Origin of the sequence: Variovorax sp. OV700 (assembly GCF_900099805.1) — a bacterium.
Lineage (GTDB): Bacteria > Pseudomonadota > Gammaproteobacteria > Burkholderiales > Burkholderiaceae_C > Variovorax.
Window position 1 is genome coordinate 26,682 of record NZ_FNDR01000013.1, and the last position, 17,594, is coordinate 44,275.

Sequence of the window (17,594 nt, forward strand, 5' to 3'; positions counted from 1 at the left end):
AGTCAGGCCGATCAGGCCGCGGCCAGGTCGTCGAGAATGGGGCAGTCGGGGCGCGCGTCCCCGTGACAGCAGTGCACCAGGTGCGCCAGCGTGTTGCGCATCGACTGCATGTCCGCAATGCGCTGTTCCAGTTCATGGAGATGCTTCTGCGCGATGCGCTTCACGTTCGAGCTCGCACGGCGGCGGTTGTGCCACAGCCCCACGAGCTCGGCAATTTCTTCCATCGAGAAACCGAGATCGCGCGAGCGCTTGATGAAGCGCAACGTGTGAATGTCGGCATCGCCGTACTGGCGATAGCCGCTTTCGGTGCGCGCCACCACGGGCAGCAGCCCCAGGCCCTCGTAGTGCCGCACCATGCGCGCCGAGACGCCCGAAAGCCTGGCCGCTTCGCCGATGGTCACGGTGCCGAAGCTGCTCATTGGACCCTGTAGCCGGCGTTTTCGATCGCGGCGACGATGTCTTGCCGAGATTGCACGCTCAATACGTCGACATGCCCTGTTTCGAGATCCACCGTCACCTGCGCTTCCGGATCGACCGTCTGCACCGCGTTTTGAACCGCGCTCACGCAGTGGCCACAGCTCATGCCCGAGACCTGGAATTTCTGGCTCATCGTTGTTGCTCCTGTTGATCAGTGATGGGAATCACGAGTTTGAACCCTCTCACGATGTCAATGTCCAGTGCAGGGGCACTCGGCAGGCGGCTTGACCTTGCCATGATGTGAGACTTTAGCCTTGGGGCATGGACAATCTGCTTCACTCTCCGTACCACCCCATGAGCACCCTGGATCTTTCTGTTGGCGGCATGACCTGCGCCTCGTGCGTGATGCGCGTGGAGCGGGCGCTCAAGAGCGTGCCGGGCGTGCAGGACGTCAGCGTGAACCTCGCCACCGAATCGGCGCGCGTGGTGGCGGCCGACGGCGAGGACATCGACGCGCGCCTGCGCCGCGCCGTGCGCGCCGCAGGCTATGAACCGCGCGCGGCCAGCAGCATGGCCGACGAGGCCGCGGCACTGTCGCCGTGGCACGGCTTCGGGCCGGTCGGCATTGGCCTCTTGCTGTCGATTCCGCTGCTGGCGCCGATGCTCAGAGAACCCTTCGGGCAAGACTGGATGCTTTCGCCCTGGATCCAGCTGCTGCTGGCGGCACCGGTGCAGTTCTGGCTCGGTGCGCGCTTCTACCGCGCGGGCTGGCATGCCGCGAAGGCGGGTACCGGCAACATGGACCTGCTGGTGGCGCTCGGCACCAGCGCGGCCTTCGGGTTGTCGCTGTGGCTCTGGTGGCGCTCGGCGACCGGCGAGCACGCGGGGCACGGCGCCGTGCTCCACCTCTACTTCGAGGCGTCGGCCGTGGTCATCACGCTGGTGATGCTCGGAAAGTGGCTGGAGGCACGCGCCAAGCGGCAAGCCACTTCGGCGATCCGCGCGCTGCAGCAGCTGCGGCCCGAAATCGCCCACCTGGTGGGAAAGCGCGGCGAAAGCGATGTGCCGATTGGCGAGGTGATGGTCGGCGACCTGCTCGCGGTTCGCCCCGGCGAACGCGTGCCGGCTGATGCGCGCGTGATCGAGGGAGAGTCCGAGGTCGACGAATCGATGCTCACCGGCGAGCCGCTGCCGGTGCCCAAGAGGCCTGGCGACGCATTGACGGGCGGCGCAGTCAACGGCGACGGCCGCATGGTCGTCGAGGTGAAAGCGGTCGGCGCCGAAAGCGTGCTGGCGCGCATCATCCGGCTGGTCGAGGATGCGCAGGCGGCCAAGGCGCCGATCCAGCGGTTGGTCGATCAGGTTGCGGCCGTGTTCGTGCCGGTGGTGCTGGTGATTGCGCTGGCCACGCTGGCAGGCTGGCTGTTCACTGGCGCCGGTATCGAAGTTGCCATGATCCATGCGGTGGCCGTGCTGGTCATCGCCTGCCCCTGTGCGCTGGGCCTTGCAACGCCGGTAGCGGTGATGGCCGGCACCGGTGTCGCGGCACGCCGCGGCATCCTGATCAAGGACGCACGCGCACTGGAAGTCGCGCACCGTGTCGACACCGTGGCCTTCGACAAGACCGGCACGCTGACGCTGGGCCGGCCGGTGCTCACAGCGCTTGTGCCTCTTGTACCTCTTGCAACCAACGAAGACGAAGCCCGATTGCTTGCTACGGCTGCCAGCCTGCAAGGCGGCAGCGAGCATCCGCTGGCCCGTGCCGTGATGGCGGCCGCCGCACAGCGCGGCGTGCAGGCACCGCCATTGAGTGCCATGCAGGCGCTGCCGGGTCGCGGCGTTCGCGGCGAGGTGAATGGCGAACGCTGGGCCATCGCGAGCCTGCGCTGGTGCACGGAACTTGGCGTGGTTCCTGATGCCGCGCAGGTCGAGCGCCTGCATGCAGAGGGCGCCACGGTGTCCGCGCTGCTGCGATTCGATGCGGCAGGCGTTGCCGAGGTACAGGCGTTGCTGGCCTTTGCCGACAAGCCCAAACCGGAGGCGGCCGAAGCCATTCGCACTCTGCGAGCGCGGGGCCTGCGCGTGGTGATGATCTCGGGCGACAACCGGCGCGCCGCAGAGGCCATGGCGGCACGGCTCGGCATTGCTGCCGAAGACGTGCGCGCCGATGTGTTGCCGACCGACAAGGCGGCGCAGGTCAGTGTCTTGAAGAAAGACGGCCATGTGGTTGCGATGGTCGGCGATGGCGCCAACGACGCGCCGGCACTTGCCGCGGCCGACGTGGGCATGGCCATGGCACCTTCGGGCGGTGGCACCGACGTGGCAATGGAAGCCGCGGGTATCACGCTGATGCGCGGCGACCTGGCGTTGGTGGCCGAGGCCTTCGAACTCTCTGCGCGCACGGTCGCCAAGATCCGGCAAAACCTGTTCTGGGCCTTTGCCTACAACGTGGCCGGCATTCCGCTTGCGGCCTTCGGGTTGCTGAGTCCCGTGGTGGCGGGCGCGGCCATGGCACTGTCGAGCGTCAGCGTGATGGCCAATGCGCTGCTGCTGAGGCGCTGGAAGCCCTGAGCCCTGTTCGATTCAGCCGATAAGCAGCGCCAGCAGGTGATCGGCGATCCGCTGCTCGCGGCTGCCGCATAGCAGCCGTTTCGTTCTTCAGCGGGTTGTGGCGCGGCCTGCGATCAGCACGGCGTTGGTGCCGCCGAATGCGAATGAATTGGAAAGCACGTAGCGCAGGTTCTCGGCCTGGCGCGCATCGCCTCGCACGAAGTCGAGATCGAAGGCCGCATCGGGCACCCGCAGGTTGGCGGTGGGCGGGAGCATGCCGTGCGCGAGCGTGCGCAGCGCAGCCACTAGTTCGATGGCGCCGCCGCCGCCGAGCACGTGGCCGTGGATGGCCTTGGTGGCGCTCACGGGCACGGCATTGCCGAACACCTCGCGAATCGAAGCAGCCTCGGCCGCATCGCCCGCCGTGGTGGCGGTGCCGTGCGCGTTGATGTGGCCGATCTGCCCGGGCTCGAGGCCGGCGTCGCGCAGCGCGGCACGCATGGCGCGGACCTGGCCGGCGGGGTCGGGGTTGGTGATGTGCGTGGCGTCGCAGTTGGTGGCATAGCCCGCAAGAAAAAGCGGCATAGCTTCATTTCTGCCGCGCGCGCGTGCATGGGCTTCCGATTCGAGCACCAGCGCGGCCGCGCCTTCGCCCAATGCAAAACCTGCGCGGTCGCCCGAGAAAGGCCGGCAGGCGCTGCCCGGCGCATTGGCGGGAGGAGGCGCGGTCACGCGCATCGCGTGCCAGCTGGCCATCACGCCGGGCGTGAGCATGGCCTCATGTCCGCCGACGACCGCCATGTCGATCCAGCCGCCGCGAATGGCGCGCATGGCCTCGCCGATGGCGACGGCCGAGGAGGCACAGGCGCAGGCGTAGGCAATGGCGGCACCTTGGGCTCCGAACTGCAATGCGAGCTCCGCCACCGCGGCGTTGGGCATGACGGTGAGCACCGTCGTCGGCCGCATGCGGCGCTTCCCGCCATAGAGCGCGCGCGTGGTGTCGTCGAAGGCGCCCGCGCCGGCCAAGCCGCTGCCCCAGAAGATGCCCAGGCGCTCGGGATCGACGCTGCCCGCGTGAAGCCCGGCCTGCGCGGCTGCGTCGCGTGCGGCTGCCAGCGCCATGGCGGTGCCCCGGTCGAGCGGCAGTCGCGAACCGCTGCGCACGCTGGTCGAATCGAATTCGCAGGCCGCCACGGCGAGCTCGATCGGATCGAGGCCCTCGATGCTGAGCGTTTGCGCGCGCACCGCGGACCTTCCGTCGAAGAGCGCATCGTCGAAGGACTCGGCCGTGTGGCCGATGGGGGTGACGAAACCGAGGCCCGTTACCCGCACCGGTGCGGAAGCCGCATGCAAAGAGGAGGCTGCGAGCGCTGAATGAGCGGCGCCGCTGCTCACGCGGGCGCGGCCATCGAAGGCTCGACGTCGCATCGGATCTGCGCGTCGATCGCTTCGCACAAGTGCTGGAGCGTGATGCCGGCTTCGCGCGGGTCGAGCCGGTCTTCAGGTAGGCGGAGATGGAACGCATCTTCCACCGCGAACACGAATTCCATCAGCGCGAGCGAATCGAGCCCGAGTTCGGACAGCGCAACCTGGGGCGCGATGGAAGCGGGCGCAACGTCGAAGTTGTTCACCAGGATGGCCGCGATGCTGTTGAAGACCGGCGTAGAAAAGGTAGCGGAGGACATGGCGTTTTCTTTCAGGCGGGAACGAGATGCAGAGGCAACGCGCCGGAGGTGCCGGGCGCGCCGATGCCATGAGCCAGGGCGTCGGCGAAAGCGACCGTTTCGCGTGCCACCTGCTGGCGGTCGTTGTCGATCGAGATCATGTGGTAGCTGTTGTGAAGCACCACGCTGCGGAATTCGCGGCAGCGAAGGCCACGCGCGAGGATGTCGAGGTTGGCCAGACTGGCCACTTCGTCCTGGCGAGCATGCAGCGCAAGCACGGTGCCGCATTGCACCTGGTGAAGGTTGCGCTTCACGTGGCGGATCAGCCGGTCATGCTCGCGCAGGTGGCTGACGCCGAGCACCGAACTGCCCGCACGCGACACCTTCCGGTGGCGCAGCTCGCGCTCGATCCAGGCGCGCACGCGTTCGTTCTTCACGCCGTAGGGCGCGCATTCCCGGTACTGCCAGAAGCGTCCGAGCGGCGTGTAGAACGCGAGCGGCAGCAGCATGCGCGTGCGTGGAATGGCCCAGCCGTCGAAGCGCAGCGTGGTCGACATCAGCACCAGCGCATCGACATCGCTGCCGCAGCGGATGGCCGCGCCGAGTGCAAGAGACGAGCCGGCCGAGATGCCCACCAGCAGCACGCGCTCGTGCTGCGCGCGGAGTGTCTTGACGCGCGCCTCTATGGCGTCGATCCAGCGCTCGTAGGGCAGGGCGTGCTGCAGCGGCGCGCCGGCATCGAAGGAGTAGCCGCCGATCGCCATCGGGTGCACCGGATAGCCGCTGCTGCGCAAGGCCGACTGCACGGTCAGGAGCTCGTCAGGTGTGCTGCATAAACCATGCAGCAGCACGACGGCAGTGCGGCGCACCGCGGGGTGCACCACGCTCAGCAGATCGGCCGGATCGCGGGCGCTCATCGAATCGAAAGGGGCTGGAAAGGGGCCCCGGCCGCAGGTTGCTGTCGTATGCTCATGGCGTGTTTATCGCCGGGGCGTGCTGACCGGCTGCTGACCCTCCTTCGCGCAAGAATAGGCACTGAAACCCACCACACACACCATGCGAATCCTGCTTGTCGAAGACGATGCCGTGCTGCGCGACGTGATGCTGCGCAGCCTCGCGGATGCCGGCCATCGGGTCGACGTGTCGGCCAATGTCGAGGACGCCGACCATCTATGGCGCGTGCAGCCTTTCGACGCAGTGCTGCTCGACCTGAACCTGCCAGCCACCGCAAGCCCGACGAGCGGCCTTGCAAGCGGCCTCAACGCCCTGCGGCAGGCGAGGGCGCGCGGCGACCGCACGCCGGTGCTGGTGCTGACGGCGCGTGGCCGTACCGAGGAGCGCATTGCCGGCCTCGATGCCGGTGCCGACGACTACCTGGGCAAGCCCTTTGACCTGGCCGAAGTCGAGGCTCGCTTGCGTGCGCTGGTGCGGCGCGCCAAGGGTACCGAGGACATCGTGCTGCTCGGCCAGCTCAAGCTCGACCGCAAGGCGCGCCGCTTTTCGACCGCGAGCGGGCCGCTCGATCTGCCGGCGCGCGAGTTCGAAGTGCTGTGGGAGCTGATGAGCCCGCCGGGCCGCACAGTCAGCAAGCGGGCACTGTCCGACAAGCTCTCGAGCTTCGACGAATCGCTGGGCGACAACGCACTGGAGGCCTTCATCTCGCGGCTTCGCAAGAAGCTGGCCGGTTCGGGCGCGAGCATCCGCACGCTGCGCGGCATCGGCTACCTGCTCGAAGCCGAAGTGTGAGCCGCCCCATGCCGGACGCGCCTCGGCGGGCCGAGGCCGCACCTTCGCTCACGCGGCGCGTGCTGCGCAACGTGCTGGTGCCCCTGGCGCTCACGTGGATGGTGGGCGCGGTGATCGCCCTGGTCATCGCCAACTATTTTTCCGAACAGGCCTTCGACCGCGGCATGCTCGACGACGCTTATGCGCTCGCGGCCAACGTGCAGGCGGGCGAACGCGGTGTGGAGCTGCTGCTCACGCCGCGTGAGGTGGCCACGGTGCTGTTCGACCAGGTCGACAAGGTCTACTTCGCGGTTCAGCGGCTCGACGGCACGCTGATCTCTGGGCAGGCGGGCCTGAACGCACCGCTGCCACCGGAAGGTGCGCGCTACCGCTTCTCGGACGTGGCTTTCGACGGCAAGGTCCTTCGGGCGGTGGTGCTCCAGCCCGTCGTGGACCCGGGCTTGCCGGTCCCCTACCGGGTCGTGATTGCGCAGACCACGCTGAGCCGCACGGCACTGGTGCGGCAGCTGCTCGGCTTTGCGCTCGCACCGCAGGTGCTGCTGCTGATTCTGCTCGCGGTGTGGCTCTGGTATGGCATTCGCAGCGACCTGCGTCCGCTCGGCGAGCTGCAGCAGGCGCTGGACCGGCGCGATGTGTACGACCTCTCGCCGGTGGCGGTGGTCCGCACGTCGCGTGAAGTGCAGCGCCTGGGCAATGCGGTCAACGCGCTTTTCGACCGGCTGAACCACAGCGTGCGCGCGCAGCGCGAGTTCGTGGGCAACGTGGCCCACGAGCTGCGCACGCCGCTGGCGGGCATCCGCGCGCTGGCCGAGTACGGGCTTGCGCAGCACGACTCCGCGGTGTGGCGGGAGCAGCTCGTGCGCGTGGCCGAACGGCAGGCCCGCGCGAGCCATCTCATCGACCAGTTGCTGGCGCTCGCGCTCGCTGACGAGGCCCGCACCGGCCTTGCGCGCGAACCGGTTCGGCTCGACGTTCTTGCCGAGGAGACCGTACTGCGGCACCTGGCACGCGCCGATTCGCGCGGCGTCGACCTGGGTGCACGCGGCCTCGACGAGCGCACCACGGTGCTCGCGAACGAAGCGCTGGTCGAAGGGATTCTCGACAACCTGATCGACAACGCGCTGCGCTACGGCGGACGCACCATCACCGTCGAACTGGCGGGCCGGACCTTGAGCGTGATCGACGACGGCCCCGGCATTCCGCTGGAGGCGCAGCGCGACCTGATGCAGCGCTGGGCGCAAGGCCCTGCGGGACAGAAGCTCGGGCAGGGCTCGGGCCTGGGCCTGTCGATCGTGGCGCGCTATGCGGAACTGCTGGGCGCCGAACTGCGGCTCGATGCGGCCGAGCCCTCGGGGTTGCGGGTGAGCGTGGTGTTCGGCGACGTGGCTTGAGTCGGCACGATGACTTCGTCATCGGCGGCTCACGCGTCGAACTCCACCTCGCCCTCGATTTCGACCGGAATGTTGAAGGGCAGCTCGGCCATGCCCACGGCACTGCGTGCATGAGCGCCGATGTCGGATCCGAAGAGTTCGAGTATGAGATCCGAGAACCCGTTGATCACCGCAGGCTGTTTGTCGAAGCCGGGCGGCGGCGTCACTGTGGGGGGAAGAACGAGGCCGAGTGCGGCCAGTCGTTGCTCGACACGGGCCATGGCATTTCGCTCCTTGGGGGCGGACACAAAGCGTCCGCGGCATCTTGCCATGGCCCCCGGGGATCAACCCAGTGCCGGATAGTCGGTGTAGCCCTTGGTGCCGCCGCCGTACATCGTGGCCTTGTCCACGGCATTGAGCGGTGCGTTCTCGCGCAGGCGGCGCACCAGGTCGGGGTTGGCGATGAAGGGTTTGCCGAAGGCCACGAGGTCGTCGCCTTCCTTGACCGCCGCGTCCGCCAGCGGCTTGTCGTAGCCGTTGTTGACCATCCATGCGCCCTTGCCGCCGGCCTGGCGGTAGGCGGCCTTGAGCGCCTCGTAGTCGAAAGGACGGTCCTCGATCTCGCGCGGGCCGCCGGTGGCGCCTTCGATGATGTGGATGTACGCCAGGCCGAGCGGGGCGAGCTGCTTCACCACGTAGGTGAAGAGCGGCTGCGGATCGGAATCGTGCACGTCGTTGGCTGGCGTGACGGGCGACAGGCGGATGCCGGTCTTGCCGCCGCCGACCGCATCGACCACCGCGCGCGTGGCTTCCAGCAGCAGGCGGGCGCGGTTCTCGATGCTGCCGCCGTAGTCGTCGGTGCGCTTGTTGCTGCCGTCCTTCAGGAACTGGTCGAGCAGGTAGCCATTGGCGCCGTGGAGTTCCACGCCGTCGAAGCCGGCGGTTTCCACCGCGTTGCGCGCGGCCGCCGCATAGGCGTGAACGATGCCCGGCAACTCTTCGGCATCGAGGGCGCGCGGCTCCGAAGTCTCGACGAAGGTCGGCACGCCGTCCTTGATGAGCACGGTCTTGGTCTTGGCGGTGATGGCCGAGGGCGCGACGGGCTTGCCGCCTTCGGGCTGCAGTTCGGTGTGCGACACGCGGCCCACGTGCCAGAGCTGCACCACGATCTTGCCGCCCTTGGCATGCACTGCGTCCGTCACGCGCTTCCAGGCGTCGAGCTGTTCGGTGCCGTAGAGCCCAGGCACGTCGGCATAGCCCTGTCCCTGGTGGCTGATGGCGGTGGCTTCGGTGATGAGCAGGCCCGCCGTGGCGCGCTGCGCGTAATAGGTGGCCGCGATGTCCTGCGGAATGGCGTTGGGCGAGCGGTTGCGCGTGAGCGGCGCCATCACGATGCGGTTGGCGAGCTTCAGGTCGCCGGCCTGTACGGGGTCGAAGAGGGAGGACATTGCGCGGATTGAAAAGTGGGAAGAGGCCGCGAGGCTAAACCTGCGCGGCCAACCCTGCTGTCGCACGGTTGTCTGGTTGCTGCTAGGCGTTCTCGGTGCCGAGTGCCGCGAGGTCGAGCAAGCTTGGGCTCACGCGCATGGGCATCGCGAGCAGGATCTGCCCCATGCCCTTGCCGAGCGGATCGTTGCGCAGCGATGCCATGCCGCCGCCGCCGAGCGCCTGTTCGCAGACGAAGTTGAACGCCCTGATGCCCGGAACCTCATAGCGCGTGACCGGCCCTTTGACGAGATGCGCCAGCCATTCGGCTACCCGCGCTTCGGTGAGTTGTTCACGTAGCAGCGGCAGCAAGGCCGGATGGCGCGCGATGACGCCGATGTTCGAGGTGTCGCCTTTGTCGCCGCTGCGGGCCCATGCGAGGCGGATGAGCGGCACTTCGATGGCATCGGCAGCGAAGGCTTCGGGAACGTCCACCGCACCCGTTGCATTCTTCGGTGAAGAAGGGGCACTGGCGGCCACCGCAGACTCAGCATCGGGGGGCAGCTCGATGCGCTGCCCGTCTATCGTCACGCGGGCTTCGACCTTCGACTTGTCCAGCAGGAACGCGTATTGCCGGATCGACGGCGATACGGATGAGCGACCGCCACCCGCGCCCGTGGTGCCGGGAGCCCACGACGTGCCGGCCGGCGCCACCTCGCGCGCGAAGAGCTCGAGCGCCTCCTTGCGCGCATGCGTCACCGCAACCCGGAGCACGGCTTCGCGCGTCTGCGTGGCCTGCGCGTGCGGGCCGTAGCAGGACTCGGCGCCCAGCACTTCGAGCTGCGTGGCGCTGTAGGGGCCGAAACCATGCTGCGTGAACAGTGTGCTGGTGCGTACAAGGATGGCTTCTCCGGTGCGGCGTGCCTTTGCGACGGCATCGAAGCCGACGATGGTGAGCTGTGCCGCGCACTTGTAGCCTTCCACGTAGGTGGCGCAGACCTTGTAGCTCGCGGTGGGGGCGCGGCCCCGCGCGCCGTGCACATGCACGCGATGCTCGCCGGCCTGTTCGATGCGCACTTGCGTGAAGTCGGCCACCACGTCGGGCAGCAGGTAGGCCGAGGGGTCGCCGATCTCGTACAGCATCTGCTCGCCCACCACGGCCGGCGTGACCTTGCCGCCCGTGCCCGTCGGCTTGGTGACGACGAAGCTGCCGTCGGCATGGCACTCGACGATGGGATAACCGATGTTGGGCCAGTCGGGCACCGTGTCCCAGTCGGTGTGCAGGCCGCCGGTGGCCTGGCAGCCGCATTCGATGATGTGGCCCGCGAGGCTGCCGGCCGCCAGCAGGTCGTGGTCGCCAGGCTGCCAGCCGAACGCGTGCATCAGCACGCCGAGCGTGACGGCCGAGTCGACGCAGCGGCCGGTGATGACCACCTGTGCACCCGCGTCGAGCGCGGCCTGGATCGGCCTTGCGCCGAGATAGGCGTTGGCCGTGAGCACGCGCCCCGGCAATGGCGCGCCGCTTTGCAACTCGCGCACTGGGGGATGTTGCTGGCGGAGCTGCGGCAGCAGGGGGGAGACGTCGTCGCCGCTCGCCACCGCGATCTTCAATGCAACGCCTTGCTCGGCCGCCAGCGCGGCGAGCGCATCGGCGCAGCCCTGCGGATTGACGCCGCCTGCGTTGCTTACCACGCGGATGCCTTGGCGCACCACGTCATTCAGCACGGCCTTCATCGCGACCGAGACGAAGTCGGTGGCGTAGCCGAGCTCCGGTTTCTTGAGCCGCGCGCCTGCGAGGATCGACATCGTGAGCTCGGCCAGGTAGTCGAACACGAGATAGTCGATCTGTCCGCTGGCCACGAGCTGCGGCGCGCCCACGCTGCTGTCGCCCCAGAAGCCCGAGGCACCGCCGATGCGTACGATGCGTTCCCATTGCTCGCTGCGGTCGGCGCTCATCGGCCGCTCCACTGCGGCTTGCGCTTTTCGCGGAAGGCGAGCTGGCCTTCGGCCGCGTCTTCCGTGAGTGCGAAGAGCCCGATCTGGCTTTCGGTGAACGCCATTGATTCTTCGAAGGCCATGGCGTCGATCTTCTTCATGGTGTACAGGCCGCGGCGTATGGCGGCGGGCGATTTGTCGAGCACGCGGCCGAGCAGCCAGTCCACGCTCTCGTCGACGTCGTCGCTCACGCGATTCACGAGCCCGTGTTCGAGCGCCTGCGCGGCGGTGATGGGTTCGCCGGTGATGCACATCTCGGCCAGCACGCGGCGCGGCAGCAGGTTGCCAAGCACGCTGAGTACCTGCGCGGGAAAGAGGCCGACCTTGACCTCGGGCAGGCCGAACAAGGCCTGGCTGCTGGCCACCGCCATGTCGCACATGCCCATGATCCCCATGCCGCCCGCCATGCAGGCGCCGTTGACGCGCGCGATCAGCGGAACGGTCGATTGCCGGGCTTGGCGGAACAGGTTGGCAAAGCCCTGGTAGGGCTCGGCATAGTCGAACTTGAAGGCGCTGCCGGTTTGCAGGTCAGCACCGGCGCAGAAAGCGCGCGTGCCAGCGCCGGTGATGACGACGGCACGCACAGCGCGGTCGGTCTCCGCCCGAGCCAGTGCGCCGGACAGCGCGGCAAGCACGCCGGCGCTGATGGCGTTGCGGCGTTCCTGGCGGCCGATGGTGAGCCACATCACGGGCCCGCGCATCTCCTCGCGCAGTTCTTGGAGGACAGGGGCTTCGGCCATCGGCGGGTCCTTCGCTTTGCAGGGTCTGAAGATCGACCCGTAGCGTGACTCGAAAAAAAAGCCGCTGCATGCGGCTTGTGGCTGAAGGCGGCCCGGGTTTTCCCCATCATGGGCAAGGCCGCCTCGCAGTCGTTGCGAGCTTGTTCGCGCTTCTTCTTACTTCAGCAGGCCTTCGGCCTTCATTGCGTCCTGAACCGCAGGACGAGCTCCGACGCGCGCATGCCAGGCCTGAAGATGGGGGAAGTCCGAAATGTCGACGCCGGTTGGCTTGGCCCAGTTGGTCACGGTAAACAGGTAGCCGTCGGCCACGCTGAAGTGCTCGCCCATCAGGTACTGCTTGTCGGCCAGCTGGCCGTTGAGCCATTGGTAGCGCGACTTGAGCTTGTCCTTGAAGATGGTCTTGGCTTCTTCGGGCATGGCGGGGTTGAACAGCGGGCTGTACCCCTTGTGCATCTCGGTGCCGATGAAGGTCAGCCACTCCTGCAGGCGATAGCGCTGCAGGGTGCCGGCGGCCGGGGCCAGGTTCTTGGTGGGTGCGAGATCAGCGATGTACTGCACGATGGCCGGACCTTCACGCAAGCGGGTGCCGTCGTCGAGTTCGAGCATCGGCACATACCCGAGCGGGTTGATGCCGTAGTAGTCGGTGCCGTCCTGCAGCTTGTGGCTCTTGGTGCTGGCCATCACGGGCTCGAAGGCAATGCCTGCCTCGTGCAGCGCAATGTGGGGCGAGAGGGAGCAGGCACCGGGCGAGTAATACAGCTTCATGCGAGAAATCTCCAAAGTTGAATATGGATAGCGGAAATCGATCCGTGGACCGAGGGGATGCTAGCGGGTTTGCGTCCTGCGCGTTTTTGTCCTACGGCCGCTCGCGCGCGCCGACTATCGGAGCCGCTCCGGCGCGTTTCTAAGCTGCCCGCACGGTGGGCGAGGGCCCGCCGAAAGGAGTTTCCAGATGTTGAAGTACGCCATTGTGTTTGCGGTGATTTCATTGATCGCCGGGCTGTTGGGCTTCGGCGGCATTGCCGCGGGTGCGGCGGGTATCGCCAAGCTGCTGTTCGGCTTGTTCCTGGTGCTGGCCGTGCTGTTCGTGGTGCTGGCGGCATTGGGCGTGGGTGCGGTGAAAAAGGCGATCGATTGATGCAGCGCCCGGTACCTCACTGGCCGCGGGCGCGTCCGCTCGGCTTGCTGCTTCAGAGCCCGGCGCACCGCGTCGTGCGGGTGCTGCTCGTCACGCAATCGCATTGGCAGCTTCCCGAGCACCGCTCGCATCGCCGGCGGGTTTGAGGCGCGCATGCACATCTCGCACATCGAGGCAGACCTGCGCTACGAAGTCCAGACGCCCGCGCACATGCTGCTCAACATCGAGGCCGCGCAAGCTGGCGCGCAGGCCGTTATCAGCGAGATGCTGACCATCGAACCGCCGACCGAAGTGCGGTTCTACTGCGACGGTTCCAGCGGCAACCGCTTTGCGCGCTTCGATGCGCAGCCGGGGCCGCTGCGGATCACTTACAGGGCGAGCGTGCAGCGCAGGCAGGTCGACGTACCGCTCGACCTCGCCGAGGTGCCGGTCAACCAGGTGCCCGATGAAATCCTTCACTACATGATGCCGTCGCGCTACTGCGAGTCGGACCTGATGTCGCGGTGCGCGCAGCAGCTTTTCGGCGACCTGCCGCCCGGCATCGGCCGGGTGCAGGCGATCGTCGACTGGATTCACGAGAGCATTGCCTATGAAGCGGGCAGCAGCGATTCGACGACCACGGCGCGCGAGGTGTTCGTGGCACGCGTGGGCGTGTGCCGCGACTTTGCGCACCTGGGCATCACCTTTTGCCGTGCGCTCAACATCCCGGCCCGGCTGGTGGTGGGCTACGTCTGGTTCGACGAGCCGCCGCAGGATTTTCACGCCGTGTTCGAAGCCTGGCTCGGCGGGCAATGGGTGCTGTTCGATCCGACTCGCATGGCCCCGGTCGACCGGCTGGTGCGCGTGGGCACCGGGCGCGACGCCAAGGACGTGGCCTTTTGCACCATCTTTGGCGCCGTGACGATGACGGGCAAGGACATCGGGGTGCGCGAAGTGCAGGACGAAAGCGTGGCTCCCGCCGCGGCGCCGCAGCCCACCGGCGCGATCATGGGCATCGAAAAGCCGGTGCCGGTCGTGGAGCTGGCCGCCGCTGCGGAGTGAAAGCCTTGTCAGTACTAATTAGTTTGCTATTAATAATGTAGCAAACTATCCGGTTTCGCTGGGATGGCTCGGGGCTGGTGGTCTTTGACCCCGGTTGCCCTTATTCCCGGCGCAAAAGGGTACCCCCGATTAAAATTGGTGCCCCTTTGCGCAGCGCACGCGTCAGTGCGCCCCTCTCTCATGCTGTATCCCGAAGAATTTGATGTCATCGTCGTCGGTGGTGGCCATGCCGGCACCGAGGCCGCGCTGGCGGCTGCCCGAATGGGCGCCAAGACGCTGCTGCTGTCCCACAACATCGAGACTCTGGGGCAGATGAGCTGCAATCCGTCGATCGGCGGCATCGGCAAGGGCCACCTTGTGAAAGAGGTCGATGCGCTGGGCGGCGCCATGGCCATCGCCACCGATGAGGGGGGCATCCAGTTTCGCATTCTCAATTCGAGCAAGGGCCCGGCCGTGCGTGCGACCCGTGCGCAGGCCGACCGTGTGCTGTACAAGGCCGCGATTCGCCGCCGGCTGGAAAACCAGCCGAACCTCAGCCTGTTCCAGCAAGCGGTCGACGACTTGATGGTGGAGGGCGATCGGGTGGTGGGCGCCGTCACGCAGGTGGGCATTGCCTTCCGCGCGCGCACCGTGGTGCTCACGGCCGGGACTTTCCTCGACGGCCGCATCCATGTGGGCCTCGACAACTATCAGGCCGGGCGCGCAGGCGACCCCCCGGCCATCAGCCTGTCGGCACGGCTCAAGGAATTGAGGCTGCCCCAGGGCCGCCTGAAGACAGGCACGCCGCCGCGCCTCGACGGCCGGACCATCGATTTTTCGAAGTGCACCGAGCAACCGGGCGATGGCATGCCGGGCGGGGCAGGGCCGATGCCAGTGTTCAGCTTCATGGGCCGGGCCGACATGCATCCGCAGCAGATGGCCTGCTGGATCACCCACACCAATGCGCGCACCCACGACATCATTCGCTCCGGCTTCGACCGCAGCCCGATGTTCACCGGCAAGATCGACGGCGTCGGTCCGCGCTACTGCCCAAGCGTCGAGGACAAGATCAACCGCTTTGCCGACAAGGAAAGCCACCAGATCTTTCTCGAGCCCGAAGGCCTGACGACCAACGAGTACTACCCGAACGGGATTTCGACCAGCCTGCCGTTCGACATCCAGTATCAACTGGTGCGCTCGATGCCCGGACTGGAGAACGCCCACATCCTGCGGCCGGGCTATGCCATCGAGTACGACTACTTCGATCCGCGCGAACTCAAGAGCAGCTTCGAGACCCGGTCGGTCAAGGGGCTGTTCTTTGCCGGGCAGATCAACGGCACCACCGGCTACGAAGAGGCGGCGGCGCAGGGCTTGTTTGCCGGCATCAACGCCGCGCTGCAATGCCGAGGCGAAGAGGCGTGGCTGCCGCGCCGAGACGAAGCCTATCTGGGCGTGCTCGTCGACGATCTGATCACGAAGGGCGTGACCGAGCCCTACCGCATGTTCACCAGCCGCGCCGAGTTCCGGCTGCAGCTGCGCGAAGACAATGCCGACATGCGCCTGACCGAAGCAGGGCGCAAGCTCGGCTTGGTGGACGATGCGCGCTGGGATGCTTTCAGCCGCAAGCGGGATGTTGTTTCACGTGAAACAGAACGACTCAAATCGATCTGGGTGAATCCGCGCAACCTGCCCGCGGCTGAGTCGGAGCGGGTGCTCGGCAAGGCCATTGAGCACGAGTACAACCTTGCCGACCTGTTGCGCCGGCCGGATGTGAACTATCAAACATTGATGTCGCTGGACGGCGGAAAGTACAGCGCGTCCACTGCGCTGAACGAGATCGAGATCGAGCAGATCGAGATCTCGGCCAAGTATTCGGGCTATATCGAGCGCCAGCACGACGAAGTCGAGCGTGCAGCGCACTTCGAAAACCTGCGCATGCCGCCTGACTTCGACTACAGCCAGGTCAAGGCACTGAGTTTCGAGGTCCGGCAGAAGCTCGACAAGCATCGGCCTGAGACGCTGGGGCTTGCTTCACGTATCTCGGGCGTGACGCCTGCTGCCATTTCCTTGCTGATGATTCATTTGCGAAAAGGCGGCCACAAAGCTTTCGACCGCGACGCTGCCGCCGAAGCCCCAGCCGAATCGCAGTCCGCCCAATGAACGCGCCCATCGATACGCTGCGCCAAGGCGCAGCAGCCCTGGGCCTCGCTTTGTCCGATATCCAAGCGGAGCAGTTGCTGTCTTACGGCACGTTGATGCTCAAGTGGAACAAGGTCTACAACCTCACGGCGCTGCGCGACGCGGCGAGCGTGCTCACGCACCATCTGCTCGACAGCCTGGCGGCCGTGCCGCCGTTGCAGCGCGAGTGGGCAGGGGAGGGCAAGCTGCTTGACGTGGGCTCGGGTGGCGGCCTGCCGGGAGTGGTGATTGCCATCATACGGCCGGATCTCCAGGTCAGCTGCCTCGATGCGGTCGCCAAGAAGGCGGCTTTCGTGCAGCAAGTGGCCGCTGAGCTCGAGTTGCCCAACTTGCGCGGATTGCACGCACGCGTCGAATCGCTTGCCGGCAGCTATGAAGTCATCAGCTCCCGCGCCTTTGCTTCCCTGCCAGATTTCTTCGATGGTTCGGCACATCTGCTGGCACCCGGTGGCGTCTGGCTGGCCATGAAAGGCAAAGTACCGACCGAAGAACTGGCCGTGTTACCTGCTGGTATCGCAGTGTTTCACGTGGAACAATTGACTGTTCCTGGCTTGGACGCGGAGCGTTGCATTGTCTGGGCACGCAAGGAAGCCGCCTGACCGGGCAAAAAAGAAACGCCCACGCCGGTGAAAGCCGCCGGCGGAGGGTGATCGCAGGGGCCGCCTCGCTTAGACTCGACGCCTCCCCCTGGCTCTCTTTCCCGAGGCAAATCCATGTTCGGCATCGCTGACTACGGCGCATTCGTCGCCGCCATCGTCCTCTTTCTATTGATCCCCGGTCCGGGCAACCTCGCGTTGATCACCTCGACCAGCAAAGGTGGAATTCGCGGTGGATTGGCGGCAACGCTGGGCGTGATCATTGGCGATCAGTTCCTCATGTGGGCTGCGGTGGCTGGCGTGGCTGCCGTCCTGACTGGCTACCCAGCAGCGTTCAAGGCCGTGCAATGGCTGGGCGCGGCTTACCTCGCCTGGTTGGGCGCCAAGATGCTGTTGGCCAAGCCCGGCGCGGCCCCGATCCTCAACATTCGCCCAAGCCATTTCCTGCGCCAGGCGCTGGCAATCACCTTGCTGAATCCCAAGGCCATCGTGTTCTACATGGCGTTCTTCCCGCTGTTCGTCGATCCGGCACGCCACCAAGGGATGGCCACCTTTGGCGCCATGGCGGTGACGATCGCGGTGCTGACCTTCCTGTATGGCCTGACCTCGACGCTGCTGACGCACTTTCTGGCGGAGCGCATTCGCGCCAATCCACGAATTTCGGGCGCGCTCGAAAAGCTCGCGGGCGTTTTCCTGATCGCCTTCGGCGTCAAGCTCGCCATTTCCCGCTGATT

Annotated in this window: 18 protein-coding genes; 8 read left to right on the plus strand and 10 right to left on the minus strand. The window is 66.7% G+C overall.

The genetic code is table 11. The annotated features are described in order from the left end of the window. Positions 1-11: 11 nt before the first annotated feature. Positions 12-419 (minus strand): Cu(I)-responsive transcriptional regulator, encoded by a 408-nt coding sequence (cueR, locus tag BLR24_RS24595; RefSeq protein ID WP_093022106.1) that lies wholly within the window; start codon positions 417-419, stop codon positions 12-14. After that, complete coding sequence (locus BLR24_RS24600) at positions 416-610, minus strand: heavy-metal-associated domain-containing protein (RefSeq protein WP_093022109.1); 195 nt, start codon at positions 608-610, stop codon at positions 416-418. Before BLR24_RS24600 ends, cueR begins: the two co-directional genes overlap by 4 nt. A 128-nt stretch (positions 611-738) precedes the next feature. Here BLR24_RS24600 and BLR24_RS24605 point away from each other — a divergent pair, with 128 nt between their 5' ends. Continuing rightward, a complete protein-coding gene (locus BLR24_RS24605; RefSeq protein ID WP_093022112.1) occupies positions 739-2,988 on the plus strand; it encodes a heavy metal translocating P-type ATPase in 2,250 nt (749 codons plus the stop codon). An 87-nt stretch (positions 2,989-3,075) separates the two neighbouring features. On the opposite strand, the gene BLR24_RS24610 is transcribed toward BLR24_RS24605, so the two are convergent. Genes BLR24_RS24610 through BLR24_RS24620 form a run of 3 tightly spaced genes read right to left on the minus strand, consistent with a single transcriptional unit; the run spans position 3,076 to position 5,548 of the window. Beyond that, positions 3,076-4,362 carry a beta-ketoacyl-[acyl-carrier-protein] synthase family protein gene (locus tag BLR24_RS24610; RefSeq protein WP_093022115.1) on the minus strand — a complete coding sequence of 429 codons (1,287 nt, stop codon included), beginning with the start codon at positions 4,360-4,362 and terminating at the stop codon, positions 3,076-3,078. Beyond that, on the minus strand, positions 4,359-4,652 hold the full coding sequence (locus tag BLR24_RS24615; RefSeq protein ID WP_093022118.1) for an acyl carrier protein: 294 nt from the start codon (positions 4,650-4,652) through the stop codon (positions 4,359-4,361). Before BLR24_RS24615 ends, BLR24_RS24610 begins: the two co-directional genes overlap by 4 nt. An 11-nt stretch (positions 4,653-4,663) precedes the next feature. Continuing rightward, positions 4,664-5,548, minus strand: coding sequence for an alpha/beta hydrolase (locus tag BLR24_RS24620; protein ID WP_093022121.1), 885 nt, complete (start codon positions 5,546-5,548; stop codon positions 4,664-4,666). A 139-nt stretch (positions 5,549-5,687) separates the two neighbouring features. Here BLR24_RS24620 and BLR24_RS24625 point away from each other — a divergent pair, with 139 nt between their 5' ends. Beyond that, a complete protein-coding gene (locus BLR24_RS24625; protein ID WP_093022124.1) occupies positions 5,688-6,377 on the plus strand; it encodes a response regulator transcription factor in 690 nt (229 codons plus the stop codon). A gap of 8 nt (positions 6,378-6,385) precedes the next feature. Beyond that, positions 6,386-7,768 carry a sensor histidine kinase gene (locus tag BLR24_RS24630; RefSeq protein WP_254787556.1) on the plus strand — a complete coding sequence of 461 codons (1,383 nt, stop codon included), beginning with the start codon at positions 6,386-6,388 and terminating at the stop codon, positions 7,766-7,768. Positions 7,769-7,797: 29 nt separating this feature from the next. Here BLR24_RS24630 and BLR24_RS24635 read toward each other — a convergent pair whose 3' ends face one another. The 5 genes from BLR24_RS24635 to gstA all read right to left on the minus strand — a co-directional run bounded on the left by BLR24_RS24635 (position 7,798) and on the right by gstA (position 12,672). Further along, positions 7,798-8,028: a RidA family protein gene (locus BLR24_RS24635; RefSeq protein ID WP_093022130.1), complete on the minus strand. Its 231-nt coding sequence runs from the start codon at positions 8,026-8,028 to the stop codon at positions 7,798-7,800. A 63-nt stretch (positions 8,029-8,091) separates the two neighbouring features. Then, the gene (locus tag BLR24_RS24640) at positions 8,092-9,195 is read right to left on the minus strand and encodes an alkene reductase (protein WP_093022133.1); all 1,104 of its coding nucleotides are present in this window, start codon (positions 9,193-9,195) and stop codon (positions 8,092-8,094) included. Between the two features lie 82 nt (positions 9,196-9,277). Then, positions 9,278-11,128 carry an acyclic terpene utilization AtuA family protein gene (locus BLR24_RS24645; protein ID WP_093022136.1) on the minus strand — a complete coding sequence of 617 codons (1,851 nt, stop codon included), beginning with the start codon at positions 11,126-11,128 and terminating at the stop codon, positions 9,278-9,280. Then, entirely contained in the window at positions 11,125-11,907 is a 783-nt protein-coding gene (locus tag BLR24_RS24650; RefSeq protein ID WP_093022139.1) for an enoyl-CoA hydratase-related protein, read from the minus strand. The genes BLR24_RS24645 and BLR24_RS24650 overlap by 4 nt, the downstream gene beginning before the upstream one ends. Before the next feature lie 156 nt (positions 11,908-12,063). Continuing rightward, positions 12,064-12,672: a glutathione transferase GstA gene (gene gstA, locus BLR24_RS24655; RefSeq protein ID WP_093022142.1), complete on the minus strand. Its 609-nt coding sequence runs from the start codon at positions 12,670-12,672 to the stop codon at positions 12,064-12,066. Positions 12,673-12,859: 187 nt separating this feature from the next. On the opposite strand from gstA, the gene BLR24_RS24660 reads away from it, so the two are divergent. The 5 genes from BLR24_RS24660 to BLR24_RS24680 all read left to right on the plus strand — a co-directional run bounded on the left by BLR24_RS24660 (position 12,860) and on the right by BLR24_RS24680 (position 17,592). Further along, positions 12,860-13,045, plus strand: a complete 186-nt coding sequence (locus BLR24_RS24660) for a DUF1328 family protein (protein WP_093022145.1) — start codon at positions 12,860-12,862, stop codon at positions 13,043-13,045. Positions 13,046-13,198: 153 nt separating this feature from the next. Next, positions 13,199-14,086, plus strand: coding sequence for a transglutaminase-like domain-containing protein (locus BLR24_RS24665; protein ID WP_093022148.1), 888 nt, complete (start codon positions 13,199-13,201; stop codon positions 14,084-14,086). Between the two features lie 180 nt (positions 14,087-14,266). Then, a complete protein-coding gene (gene mnmG, locus BLR24_RS24670; RefSeq protein ID WP_093022151.1) occupies positions 14,267-16,225 on the plus strand; it encodes a tRNA uridine-5-carboxymethylaminomethyl(34) synthesis enzyme MnmG in 1,959 nt (652 codons plus the stop codon). Beyond that, positions 16,222-16,863 (plus strand): 16S rRNA (guanine(527)-N(7))-methyltransferase RsmG, encoded by a 642-nt coding sequence (rsmG, locus tag BLR24_RS24675; RefSeq protein WP_093022154.1) that lies wholly within the window; start codon positions 16,222-16,224, stop codon positions 16,861-16,863. Before mnmG ends, rsmG begins: the two co-directional genes overlap by 4 nt. A gap of 114 nt (positions 16,864-16,977) precedes the next feature. After that, positions 16,978-17,592, plus strand: a complete 615-nt coding sequence (locus BLR24_RS24680; protein WP_055807166.1) for a LysE family transporter — start codon at positions 16,978-16,980, stop codon at positions 17,590-17,592. Positions 17,593-17,594 lie beyond the last annotated feature (2 nt).